At 42.8% G+C, this 12,032-nt stretch carries 10 protein-coding genes; 8 read left to right on the top strand and 2 right to left on the bottom strand.

The window, feature by feature from the left end:
* Nucleotides 1–52 precede the first annotated feature (52 nt).
* On the bottom strand, nucleotides 53–916 hold the full coding sequence (locus BUB99_RS14365) for a sigma-70 family RNA polymerase sigma factor (protein WP_073123453.1): 864 nt from the start codon (nucleotides 914–916) through the stop codon (nucleotides 53–55).
* Between the two features lie 432 nt (nucleotides 917–1,348).
* Here BUB99_RS14365 and BUB99_RS14360 point away from each other — a divergent pair, with 432 nt between their 5' ends.
* Nucleotides 1,349–5,605, top strand: a complete 4,257-nt coding sequence (locus BUB99_RS14360) for a PAS domain S-box protein (RefSeq protein WP_073123451.1) — start codon at nucleotides 1,349–1,351, stop codon at nucleotides 5,603–5,605.
* Nucleotides 5,606–5,718: 113 nt separating this feature from the next.
* A complete protein-coding gene (locus tag BUB99_RS14355) occupies nucleotides 5,719–6,723 on the top strand; it encodes a PAS domain-containing protein (protein WP_139281023.1) in 1,005 nt (334 codons plus the stop codon).
* Nucleotides 6,724–6,737: 14 nt separating this feature from the next.
* On the opposite strand, the gene BUB99_RS14350 is transcribed toward BUB99_RS14355, so the two are convergent.
* Complete coding sequence (locus tag BUB99_RS14350) at nucleotides 6,738–7,373, bottom strand: response regulator transcription factor (RefSeq protein ID WP_073123447.1); 636 nt, start codon at nucleotides 7,371–7,373, stop codon at nucleotides 6,738–6,740.
* A gap of 207 nt (nucleotides 7,374–7,580) precedes the next feature.
* On the opposite strand from BUB99_RS14350, the gene BUB99_RS14345 reads away from it, so the two are divergent.
* From BUB99_RS14345 to BUB99_RS14320, 6 genes are all read left to right on the top strand, one after another.
* A complete protein-coding gene (locus BUB99_RS14345; RefSeq protein WP_073123445.1) occupies nucleotides 7,581–7,955 on the top strand; it encodes a response regulator in 375 nt (124 codons plus the stop codon).
* Nucleotides 7,956–8,180: 225 nt separating this feature from the next.
* Nucleotides 8,181–8,564 carry an STAS domain-containing protein gene (locus BUB99_RS14340; protein WP_073123442.1) on the top strand — a complete coding sequence of 128 codons (384 nt, stop codon included), beginning with the start codon at nucleotides 8,181–8,183 and terminating at the stop codon, nucleotides 8,562–8,564.
* The gene (locus tag BUB99_RS14335; RefSeq protein WP_073123440.1) at nucleotides 8,561–8,941 is read left to right on the top strand and encodes a response regulator; all 381 of its coding nucleotides are present in this window, start codon (nucleotides 8,561–8,563) and stop codon (nucleotides 8,939–8,941) included. The genes BUB99_RS14340 and BUB99_RS14335 overlap by 4 nt, the downstream gene beginning before the upstream one ends.
* On the top strand, nucleotides 8,938–10,968 hold the full coding sequence (locus BUB99_RS14330; RefSeq protein WP_073123438.1) for a chemotaxis protein CheA: 2,031 nt from the start codon (nucleotides 8,938–8,940) through the stop codon (nucleotides 10,966–10,968). Before BUB99_RS14335 ends, BUB99_RS14330 begins: the two co-directional genes overlap by 4 nt.
* Nucleotides 10,965–11,477 carry a chemotaxis protein CheW gene (locus BUB99_RS14325; RefSeq protein WP_073123436.1) on the top strand — a complete coding sequence of 171 codons (513 nt, stop codon included), beginning with the start codon at nucleotides 10,965–10,967 and terminating at the stop codon, nucleotides 11,475–11,477. The genes BUB99_RS14330 and BUB99_RS14325 overlap by 4 nt, the downstream gene beginning before the upstream one ends.
* A gap of 2 nt (nucleotides 11,478–11,479) precedes the next feature.
* Nucleotides 11,480–12,022, top strand: a complete 543-nt coding sequence (locus BUB99_RS14320) for a chemotaxis protein CheW (RefSeq protein ID WP_073123434.1) — start codon at nucleotides 11,480–11,482, stop codon at nucleotides 12,020–12,022.
* The last annotated feature ends 10 nt before the right edge of the window (nucleotides 12,023–12,032 follow it).

Genomic DNA, 12,032 nt, shown 5'->3' with positions numbered 1-12,032 from the left:
AGAACAATTCTCATCAAAAATAGTTTAGAGGAGATCGAAAAATTTGATGAGCCTACCCAAGGAAAACTTTAAGGTTTTGTGTTTTGGTCGTGTGACGTAGTCTTCTGATGGCTTTTTCTTTGATTTGCCTCACACGTTCACGGGTCAGCTCTATTCGGTAGCCTATCTCGTCCAGTGTCAAGGGGTGCCCGTCTTCTAACCCGAAATAGTATTTGATGACCTGAGATTCTCTATGTGTGAGGGTAGAGAGGACGCGTTTTACTTCACTCTTCAACGAGTCGTTTTCTAGTTCATCGTCTGGTTCTTTGCTGGCAGTATCTGGCATCACATCTAGTAGGCTGCCTTCTTCGCCTTGAGAGAAGGGGGCGTCCATGGAAATGTGTCTACTGGAATTTTTGGTGGCTAAGATCACCTCATCGAGTGTGATCTCTAGCATGTCTGCTATCTCTTCGTGCGTAGGCTCTCGTTCGAACTGCTGCTCTAGTACCGCAAATGCTTTGGTGATTTTGGAGATGGAGCCGACACGGTTTTGCGGAAGGCGCACGATTCGCGCTTGCTCGGCCAGTGCCTGTAGTACGGATTGACGTATCCACCAGACGGCATAGGAGATGAATTTGAACCCACGTGTTTCATCAAATCGCTGAGCTGCTTTGATCAATCCTAGGTTGCCTTCATTGATTAGATCACTGAGTGTTAGCCCTTGATTTTGGTACTGTTTGGCTACAGAAATGACGAACCTGAGGTTGGCTTTGATCAGGCGTTCTAATGCGATCTGATCGCCTGCCTTGATCTTTTGGGCCAGTAATACTTCCTGTTCGGCAGTGATGAGCTCTACCTTACTGATTTCATGGAGGTACTTTTCTAGAGAGGGACTCTCACGGTTGGTGATTTGCTTTGTGATTTTAAGTTGACGCATCTATGCTGGTTTTGATGATTTGAAACTTATTGACCAAACAATTCTCTTCGTAATATAATAAATTCTCTCAGGCGTAAATGTATGAGTTTTAATAAATTATAATCGATAGAAGGAAGTTCAATAAATTATCTGTGTGTAGACAGAGAAAAGAGGTTAGATTAGATATTGAAATGATGCAAAATCGCATATCAACCCAATGTTGGTCAGGGCAGCTGTGTTCAAACGGATTGTTTGCTAAAACGCATTTTAGGGCGAGCTTTTTCTAAAGTTCTATGTTTGATCTCCTGTGAAGTCCGAGTCTGTTGAAGTGATTGGAAATACTGATTTTGGAAAAGTAAGAGATTGTTTAAAGACGATTGTCTGTAAAATGAATAGTGTTTTTGATTAGATGTTGGGTAAATGATTAATTGACCTTAAGCGTTAGTTATAATTATGAAAGAAAAATCTGAACTGGATCATTTGGATAGTGTGATCAATCTGTTGCCCGATGTGTGGTATATCGTAGATACAGAGGGAGTCATATGTCGTACGAGTCATAAGATGGAACGGGAGTATGGTTGTTTGCAAAGTGATCTGATCGGCGTATCTATCGGAGAAGTGTTTAACAATCAGTTGGGGTTTGAGAGTCTGCATCAGGAAACTATAAAACAAGGACAAGTCGTCGCGAAGGTGATGGATGTGATTAATCCTTATGGTCAACCTTACACGCTTTCCATTAGTACGACATATAGCAAGGAGGGAGCTTATCAGGGTCTATTGATAGGTAATATTCGCAATGTGACAGGGCATGCGGTACTCAATAGCTACTATCAAGATAGTTTGCTCAATTTTGTCGATGTGATGAATTCCAGCCTAGATGGTATGCTGATCATCAACAAAGCAACCAAGCGCATCATAGAGGCGAATGAGACTGCGCTGAAGATCACGGGATACACCATAGAGGAGTTAAAATCAGTACCACTGAGTCAAGCTGCCTTTGTGTCCCCTGATGAGATGGAACGATTTGTACAGCTGCTAGAACAAAACAACGACCTTAGGTTTAATCGGCGTGTGATTCATCGCAGTGGTGAATACATCGATATAGAGATATCTGCACGTATCATGCACGTAGGAGAGGGCGAACTCTTTCAGTGCAATATCCGAGACATTACCCTCAAAAAGAAACTATACAAGATCAACCGGCTCAAGCAAGAAGTTCTGACGATGAAAGAGACTGGGCGTACGATGGTAGAGATTGTTAGAAATATTTGTGAACAGTTGGAAGAGATTTGCCCACGAATTGTATTTGCCTGTGTGACCTATGATGGACAAGGAGACAAGTGGATTTTTTCGGAGCAGACGATGCTTTCGGGCGCCAATCAGTCTAGCTTGATGGATAGTGATGATACATTTGATTTTCTAAAGATCAATAGTTTTAATAATGACTTTAAGGTTTTTACAGATCGGTTTCCTTTACTGTCAGAAGAGGAGCAGTACACCTATTGGTCAGTTTTTCCTATCTATAAAGGACTAGTACAGTCATCGTCTTTGGTGTTACTGAGTCAGTCTCCGTTCAAGACACCTATAGAGCAGTTAGAGAGTTTGCAGCAGTTGACGCATATTTTAGGGATTGTTCACTATCGAATAGAGCAAGAAAAGCGTTTGGTCAACAGCGAAAATCGCTACAGGGAACTCGTGGAGCATTCGCCGATGGCGATAGGTGTCTATGTGGATGGAGAAATAGTGTTTTCTAATCAGGAGTTTTTACACATCCTCCGTATACCTCAGGGGCAAGTGATAGATGCCAAGTGGCTCAGTGGGTATGTGCCAGTGGCGGATATGCCAGATATCTCAGGGTTGGTGACGCTCATTAGGGCGCATGGTCAAATACCCGTAACGGAGATTACACTAGAGCATAGAGATGGAGAGTTTTTTACGTTGATGTTTCAAGGGACACTAGTAGATTATCATGGACGTGAAGGAATACAGTTTGTGTTCTATGATATATCCCAAAGAAAGCAGTTCGAGTTAGAACTAAAAATGAGTCGTGAAAAATTCGAACTAGCGGCACAGGGTTCGGAAGCAGGAATCTGGGACCTATACGATCTAGAAGAAGGTAAAATGTGGTGGTCACCTCAGTTGTACAAGCTAATCGGGTATGAGCCAGACGAAATTTCTTTTAGTATGGCGAATTATGCTGAACTCATTCATCCAGAAGATAGAGTTTGGCTGAGAGAGGAGATGTTAGTTGTCAGAGAAAGACATTCGCATGAGTATCGACTTAGAACTAAATCAGGAGAGTACCGATGGTTTCACGTCAGTGGTCAGACGCAGTTCAACGAAGCAGGAGAGCCGATTAGACGCGTGGGGACATTGATAGATATTCATCATCGCAAAGAAGCAGAAAATAAACTCAGAGATAGAGAAAGATTGCTCAATACCACGGGGAAAGTTGCTAAAGTAGGTGGGTGGCAGCTGGATAGGGATACATCAGAGCTCAGATGGACTGACCAAACGTATACTATATATGGATTGAAAAAAGAGGAAGGAATCACTTTGGATCACTTGCTGAGCTTTTATAAAGAAGCTGACCAGATTAAGATAACAGAGGCTATAGCGGCATGTTTTGAAGGAGAGCCTTTTGAACTCACCTTTAGGTTGCAATCCCTGAAGGGTAAATTGCTATGGGTGGACTTCTCAGGTATGCCCGTGTATGAAAATGGAGAAGTGATTAAGGTTATTGGGGCACAGCGGGATTTGACACATTATATCCGTCAAATAGAAGGGATACGTGAAAATGAAGAAAAACTAAAGAATGCGAATCAACTGGCGCAGCTGGCTAACTGGGAATGGTATCTGGAAGATGATAGCTACTACTGGTCCGAAGAGTTGTTTGGGATTCTAGGTGTGAGTCGCCAAAAGCCCAGTTTTGAACTGTTTGAGTCAGTATTGGATAATGATTCGCAGCGATATTTTGCCGAGTTACTACAGGACTCACTCACAGTGTCTTCTGCTGTTAAGTGTGAACTGAAAGTTATTCATCCTGAGTTGGAAGAGATTAAATATATTTCGGTTCGAGCAATCAACCAACGCAATGAACGACACAAGGTGACCAAAGTACTCGGTACAGTACAGGATATCACCGAGCGTAAAATGATGGAGTTGGACAAGCAAAAACGTGAACTCTATGCCAAGGTCTCGCTCGAACTCAACGCAGAAGCAGCCCAAGCACGTAATGACTGGCAACTCACCAACGAATATTGCCAGGCACTCGTGATGCAGGTTGGGTTTGACTGGGCATGGATTGCAGACCATGGCAATGTCAAGTTGGGAGATTTTAACCCTCTAGCGCATCAGTTTAGTTTGCGCACCACCAGCGATCATGATGTGCATGAGATTGTTCAGTCCGAGAGTGCCGAGGTGTCTAGGGCGGTGATAGAGACACAACAGCCAATATGGATTGAAGATTTGAAGATGGATACCCGTTTTTCAGCGTGGAGTCGTGTCATGGTACATCATGGTTTTTACTCATACATCTGTTTGCCTTTCTATCAGGGAGATAGGCTAAAGGGCACGATCAACCTCTATAGTACAGAGCGAGTCGAGATGAGTGATGCATTGATGAAATTTTTGGGAAATCTGTCTAACGACTATGGAAAGAGCCTCTATGCAATAGAACTCAAGCGAAACCGCGATGAACTCAACGAATTTAACAGTATGCTGGTGGACTCATTAGATGTAGTTTCTGTTAGTTATGATCAATATACAGGGAAGGTATCAGTATTCGGGAATACTAAAAAGCTAGTAGGATTTGCCCGTGATCAGTTCATGGAGATGATTGTTGACGGACATGAATATGTACATATCAATGACCTTTCCAAAATCCGAAAGCAGGTCATGGAGTCTAAGTCTGCCAAAGGAAACTTCGATGTAGAGTTTAGGGTCAAGGGAGCTGATGGCAAAACCGTTTGGTTGCATTCTATCGGTAAAGTCTATTGGCAAAAGAATGTGATACGAAAGATCGTAGGTATCATGATCAACATGAGACATAGAAAGGAAGAGGAAGTCAACATGATCAAATCTCAAATAACAGTGCGTGACCAAGAACGTATGCGCATCGCTAGAGCCATACATGATAGTTTAGGACAAACACTCACGATCGCTTGCATGAGCCTAGATGCCCTGTCAGAGGATGTCAAAAAACTAGATAAGGATCGGCAGGAATTGTATCATGATGCGTACCAGTTGTTGATAGAAGCCATGGATGAGTCCCGTGCAATCTCTCATAACTTGATGCCTTCTTTGTTGATGGATTTTGGTCTGGTTAAGTCCATTAGGTCTGACGTGACCAAGCTCAACAAGTCCGGCAATATTCAATTTGATTTTGGTTTTGACGCATCCTGTGATAGGCGGTTTGATCAGGATATAGAGATGAACCTTTATAACATTAGCCGAGAGGCTATTACGAATATTATAAAGCATTCAGGGGCTACAGACGTAGATATTCAACTCCGGATGATAGAGAATACACTGCTACTCTCCATCGTAGACAATGGAGTAGGGTTCGATACGACCAAGATCAAAACCAAAGACGGGTTAGGGTTAGGAAGTATAGAGAGTCGTGCGATTAGCATAGGTGCAGATATTTATTTTTCAGGAGATCAAGGGTGTGCGATTCATGTCGAACTAGACCTGATTAAAGAAAATTAGGTATTCTAGCCTATTGAATCTGCTTAGTGCACTGTCTAACATTGCATTATGTTTTTTTTACCTATTGGATTTCAATAATCTTGATAGGAGAAAAAGTAACCAGCACTAGTCAGATGAAGCATACTGTTGATCAAACCGTAACGTATTGGCCAGATTGGATCGAGAATTCAGCAAGTCTTTTGGCAGTCGTATTCGATAGTTCTGGACAGGTATGTCGTGTCAATCGGGCCTATCAAAACAAGCTTACCAATGTGTCAGATAAGATCGCGCTAAAAGTAGCTGCCTTGACTAATCTCCATGGGATTATAAAGGCCAATGACTTTTTTGAATCCAAATCTAATGAGACCGCTCGAGAAGTGACACTATGGGTAGAGTATGATCATACTTGTGTCAATATGGGCTGTGGCTGGGAGGTGACTCCTAGAGAGATAGCAGGAGAGGAGATGGTTTTGGTAGCCATACGACCGTTGGTTTATAGGTGTGAATACCCGCGTCAGACCAAAGAAAGTCGATCGATACACAGTAGAATTCCGGGGCTATTTTTTAATTTTCTACAGACAGATACTGGGCATCAGAGTCTGCCTCATATCTCTGAGGGTATTGTCAAATGGCTAAAGATGGATGCAGCATTACTCAGAGATGATGCTGAGCCAGTGATGGAGCGTATCCACAGAGAGGATCAATCGATCGTCGCTGATTCGATCCGGCAATCCGCGGGTAATATGCAGCGATGGGAGGCTACTTTTAGGTTTGTGTGTAGCAAGGGGGACATCAGATGGGTGCAGGGAGTAGCGACACCAGAACTTCAGTTTGGAGCGATACTTTGGCGGGGAGTGTTGTTCGACGTGACAGATAAGGTCAACTACAAGCAGCAGCTTTTAGATCAGCAGCGAGAGCTCGAAGAGATCGCTTTTGTACAAGCACATGAGTTTAGACGCCCTTTGGCCAATATGCTCGGGTTGTTAGATCTTATAGAGATGAAAACAAAAGGAAGATCTTTTGAAATGGAGGAGATTGTCGAACTGCTCAGTATGCTCAATTTATCTGCCAAAGAAGTGGATGAAGTCATCGCACGAATCGTCACGAAGACCAGTCAAATTCGAAATTTGGTTAAGTGATTTTTGCTTACCGATCAGATTAAATTTTTCTCAATAGCCATTTTGACCAGTTGTGCACTGTTGCTGACATTGAGTTTTTTCATGATGTTTCGGCGATGCGAATCTATCGTGCGAGTACTTAGAAATAACTTCTCCGCAATCTCTTTATTGGTAGATCCCTCGACGAGTTCTGCCAGAATTTCTTTTTCTCTCTTGGTCAGCCATGATTTGATACTTTTGCCAGGACTTCTTTTTTTGATCAATGAGGCACCTAATATTTCTATGACTTCTGGGGTATAGAATAGGTCTCCAGTAGCTATTTTTTCTACTGCAGCGATGAGTTGCTCCGCCTTGGTGTTTTTGGGTAGATACCCTAAGGCTCCTGCTTCGAAGGAGACCAGTATGTATTCCTCATCGTTGTGAGTAGAGAGTACCAGGATTTGTGTGTCTGGTTTGTGCTTTTTGACCTGCGGGATGAGATCCAAGCCTGACATGCCTGGCATGCTAATATCAGTGACCAGTACCTGAGGTGCATGTTCTTTGACCAACTCTAGTGCTTGCTCTCCTGAGCTAGCTTCTGCCACTACTGTGATTGTCCCGCTTTCCTCTAGGAGGAGCTTTAGCCCTTTTCTTACTACGCTGTGGTCGTCTGCTAATATTACGCTTATCATGCTTTGATTTTAAAGAAAATTTGGTGTGACTAAGAGTGCCAATTGCTAAAGATAATCCACGTATTACAAAGTGACAATATTAAGTGTGTTTCTGGATGAAAGATTCCTAAGTCTTTTTGCTTAGATGTAAATGACAAAAACAGTGGATTGACCCTGAGCCACCCTAGGTCTACCTTTGATTTCAAGTTTAACTCAATCCAAGAACCTATGAAAACTGTTTTAGTAGTAGACGATTCTGCATACATGCGGGCACTAATTAAGATCGCGCTTAATGATGCAGGCTACAATGTCGTCGGAGAAGCCGAAGATGGTGCCAAAGCCCTAGAACTCGCCAGATCTCTTCAACCAGACCTGATTACCCTAGACAACATCTTGCCGGACATGTTCGGGATAGAAATTCTCCAGCAACTGACCAATGAGGGCAATGCCGCTCGTATCATTATGATTAGTGCGGTAGGTCAAGATCGTATCATCAACAAAGTCAAGAAAATGGGAGCCTATGGCTACATTGTCAAACCTTTCGAGCCAGAACTGTTGCTCAGTGTCGTGGATGAGGTTTGCAAAAGTACAGCCATCGCCTAAGCAAATACCCAGTCAGTACAATACCCAGTTGATAGAGTCTAAGTAAAAAAGCCTAGATGATATTGACAGATTTGGGGGATTGATATAGAGTCGTTTTGAGGCTAATATTATGTATTGAACCATTAACCAAAAACCTAAACATCATGTCTTGCATAAATTGGTATCGTATTACCCTCTTGGCTAGTTGGTTTGGTGTTTTTGTTATTCATAATTCTTAAAAAGACTATGATAGAATCGAATCAGCATATTGACTCACAGACTGAAGTAGATACTCTGGAAACTCCTAGCGACCATATTGCTAGAATCTCTCTCGAACCCTTCGGCAATCAAGAGGATGGAGTAACCGTGTATTTGGAAGGTGTCTTGACTCTAGACCATGTGACGGATATTCATCAAAAAACCGAGTTAGCCCTAAGTCAATTTGCACATGTTAGATTGGTGTTGAGAGCAGTAGAGGCTATTGATCTTTCGGTTGTGCAACTGTTGTATCATCTCCAAACCTTAGCAGACGAAGGAGGCAATAGTTTAGAACTCATACACGAACTACCTGTCTCCATGACAGCTTTGATAGATAAATCAGGATTGAAAATTAAACTAACCGTCGAATGAGTAGCAAGCATATATTAATCGTGGATGATTCGGAGAGCATCAGAGAGCTGGTCTCTGTGACGCTATCAGCACAGGGCTATACGGTCTACAAAGGAGTCAACGGTCTCGATGGAGTTGCACAACTGAGTCAGATTACAGAGAAGTTGTCATTAATCATTACGGATTTGTTCATGCCCGAGATGGATGGATTTGGGTTGGTCAAAGAGGTACGCCAAAATGATAAATACAAATATGTTCCCATCATCATGCTGACCACAGAGTCTCAAATAGAAAAGAAATTGATCGCCAAAAAAGAAGGGGTAACAGGCTGGATAGAAAAGCCCTTTGATCAGGATAGATTATTGAAAATAGTACAAAAAGTGATTGGTAAGTCATGAAAGAAGAAGACCTAATTCAACTTAGAAACATATTTATGGATGAGGCCAGTGAGCTTTTTGTGAAAATCGAAAAGAATTTACTCGCCGCAGAACAATCCCCTGACGATCCTACCTTGATCGCAGCATTGTTTCGTTCGATTCATACCCTCAAAGGAAGTAGTGGTATGATCGGATCCAAAAAAGTAACCGATTTCATTCACAACTTAGAAAGTATCTTTGATAAGATACGTTCAGGGATGGCACCTTTGACGCCAGAGATCATCGACTGTACACTTCAGTGCATGGATCACGTCAAGGTTCTCATAGTAGATCCAGAACTCAAGAAAGATAAAGACCAAACGAATGATCAAGCGCTAACCGACAGAATCAACCAGATCTTGTCTGGTTCTGCCAAATGGGCCACCGCTCAGCCTGCACAGACTCAGTCCGCAGTGGGTAGACATACTTATTATGTCTACTTCAAGCCCCACGCTCACTTTTTGAAGGATGGTTCTAATCCACTGCTGCTGATCGAAGAGCTGACCGAGATAGGAGATACACTGGTTTATGCTCATATCGACATGGGGCAGATGTCTGACTATGACCCTACGCTATGTTATACTTCGTGGCAGGTCGTCTTGTCTACTGACGAACCTATGTCGAATGTTCAGGAAGTTTTCATTTTTACTCAGGACGAAGATATCAAAGAAGTCAAGCTACTGTCCAATGAGGATTTATTAGCGAATCCAAGGTTTGTACAGCGAATGCCTAAACCGGAATTAGGAGCAGATTTGACACAAGAAAAAATACACGACATTATTAAAGGTTTAGAGCAAGAGGTCGAACCAGTTGAGACCGATTCGGCTACTAAAGTAGATGCAATCTCTAATATCAGAGTGGCTTCTACTAAATTGGATGAGTTGATGAATCAGGTGTCTGAGTTGATTACCTCGCAGGCTGCTCTGTCGCTCTATGCTAAGAATCATTTTGACCCTAATCTGGAAGTGATAGCCGATAACATGGAAAAGATCGCACGCCAACTGCGCGATACGGCCTTTGATATGACACTGCTAGAGATCGATCATCTCTTCACGCGTTTTCACCGATCGGTGAGAGACATTGCTACACAGTTGGACAAGTCAGTGCACTTCGTCACAGAGGGAGGAGATACAGAACTAGACAAGACTATCATCGATAATCTAGCGGATCCACTGATGCACCTTATTCGCAACAGTCTGGATCATGGCATAGAAACCAAGAGTATTCGGGCGCAGAGAGGTAAACCGGAGAAAGGAACAATACTGCTCAAAGCCTACTACTCTGGCGCGAAAGTTTATGTGCAGATCAAAGATGACGGTAAAGGTATAGATGTAGAAAAAATCAAACAAAAGGCACTCAAGAACGAAATCATCAAGGAATCCGATCAGTTGACTGACAAGGAGTTGTTGAATCTGATTTTTGTACCAGGCTTCTCTATGGCGAAGGATGTGACGGATCTATCGGGTCGTGGAGTAGGAATGGATGTGGTCAAAAAAAATGTACTAGACCTACGAGGAGATATATCAGTAGAGTCTGTCTTGGGTGAGGGTACGACGATTACTATCGGGCTACCACTGACTTTGTCGGTGATAGATGGCCTTCAGGTCAAGGTACATGACACGGATTACATCATCCCACTAGGGAGTGTAGAGAAGTGTTTCGAGCTAAAACGGTCTTCATTTGTCAATGATTTCAATCAAGTGGTGTCGCTTGATGAACAGCAGTACCCTTATATAGACTTGCGTGGAGAGTTTCAAATCTCAGAAGACAATGCACCAGTGACCAACAGTATCATTCTGGTCAAAGATCACGAAAGAGAGGTAGGGTTCTGTGTCGATGAGATCGTCGGAGAGTATCAGGCAGTCCTTAAGCCTGTGGGCAAGTACTACCGTGACCAAGAGTTCGTGTCAGGAGCTACCATACTGGGCGATGGAAAAATCGCCTTGGTGCTGGATACTAACAATCTAATTTCAAAAAAGCATAACAACCTAAAATTGGCTGCATCATGAGTAGTTTATTAGATAGTGAGGTCAAAGAGATTTTAGACCTTCGTTCCTTTTTAACTTTTGATCTCAACGAACAGACCTTCGCCGTACCAGTCGAGAGTGTGGTGGAGATACAGGATATGACTGCCATCACTAAGATTCCAAATGCTGCCACACACATGGCAGGGGTGCAGAACCTGAGAGGAAAAATCCTCCCCGTGATCGATACCCGTGTCAAGTTCGGGTTGCCGCCAGTGGTAGATACTGTAGATACTTGCATCGTCGTGATAGACATGGAGGTAGAGGAAGAGAAAGTCCTAGTGGGAGCATTGGTAGATGCAGTGGAGGAAGTCATCTCCATACCTGCTACGGAGATTCAGAGCTCGAAAAGCATAGAGGCAAAATTTGATTTGGAGTTTGTCTCAGGGATGTTCAAGCAGGATGAAAAATTCATATTGATGCTGGATCTCAATAAAGTCTTCGCGCTAGATGATGATAACAAAGTATCAGTGGATAATATAAAACAAGCCTAAAGATGGAAACACCTATAGCTATCAAAATACCAGAGCATGTACTTAGCTTTAGCTTAGATCAGGAATTCTTTGCAGTCAATGTTACCAAAGTGATAGAGATCATCGAAGTGCCCAAAATCTCTAAAATACCCAAAGCACCTGCATATATGAGTGGCGTGATCAATGTGCGCAAGCACATGGTGCCACTCGTAGATACCCGTGTCAAACTAGGCATGTCCGCTACAGCTTTTTCAGTAGATACGTGTGTGATAGTCGTGGAGATCAATGCCAACGGTCAGCGTTTGGCAGTAGGGGTTTTAGTAGATGAAGTATTAGAAGTGATTGATTTGACACGTGAAGAGATACTACCTCCTCCGAAGTTTGAATCCAATGATTATGAGCGATTTATCACAGGTATGTTTTCGGTAGAGGAACACTATGCCATGATACTGGATTTGGATCAAATATTTTCACTCCATGAGGTGATCGCGCTGGAGTCTGTTACGCAAGCAGAGAATGAAAAGAAAGATCAAACCACAAAAAGAACTAAACAACCAGCCCAATAGTCTTTGACTT

Origin of the sequence: Reichenbachiella agariperforans (assembly GCF_900142205.1) — a bacterium.
GTDB classification, from domain to species: domain Bacteria; phylum Bacteroidota; class Bacteroidia; order Cytophagales; family Cyclobacteriaceae; genus Reichenbachiella; species Reichenbachiella agariperforans.
The sequence above is the reverse complement of the archived record's forward strand: the minus strand, read 5'-3'. Positions and strand labels throughout refer to the sequence as shown.

Excerpts from the sequence above, each read along its gene's own strand:
- BUB99_RS14365 (WP_073123453.1), bottom strand. The coding sequence starts at position 916 with ATGCGTCAACTTAAAATCACAAAGCAAATCACCAACCGTGAGAGTCCC.
- BUB99_RS14360 (WP_073123451.1), top strand. The coding sequence starts at position 1,349 with ATGAAAGAAAAATCTGAACTGGATCATTTGGATAGTGTGATCAATCTG.
- BUB99_RS14355 (WP_139281023.1), top strand. The coding sequence starts at position 5,719 with ATGAAGCATACTGTTGATCAAACCGTAACGTATTGGCCAGATTGGATC.
- BUB99_RS14350 (WP_073123447.1), bottom strand. The coding sequence starts at position 7,373 with ATGATAAGCGTAATATTAGCAGACGACCACAGCGTAGTAAGAAAAGGG.
- BUB99_RS14345 (WP_073123445.1), top strand. The coding sequence starts at position 7,581 with ATGAAAACTGTTTTAGTAGTAGACGATTCTGCATACATGCGGGCACTA.
- BUB99_RS14340 (WP_073123442.1), top strand. The coding sequence starts at position 8,181 with ATGATAGAATCGAATCAGCATATTGACTCACAGACTGAAGTAGATACT.
- BUB99_RS14335 (WP_073123440.1), top strand. The coding sequence starts at position 8,561 with ATGAGTAGCAAGCATATATTAATCGTGGATGATTCGGAGAGCATCAGA.
- BUB99_RS14330 (WP_073123438.1), top strand. The coding sequence starts at position 8,938 with ATGAAAGAAGAAGACCTAATTCAACTTAGAAACATATTTATGGATGAG.
- BUB99_RS14325 (WP_073123436.1), top strand. The coding sequence starts at position 10,965 with ATGAGTAGTTTATTAGATAGTGAGGTCAAAGAGATTTTAGACCTTCGT.
- BUB99_RS14320 (WP_073123434.1), top strand. The coding sequence starts at position 11,480 with ATGGAAACACCTATAGCTATCAAAATACCAGAGCATGTACTTAGCTTT.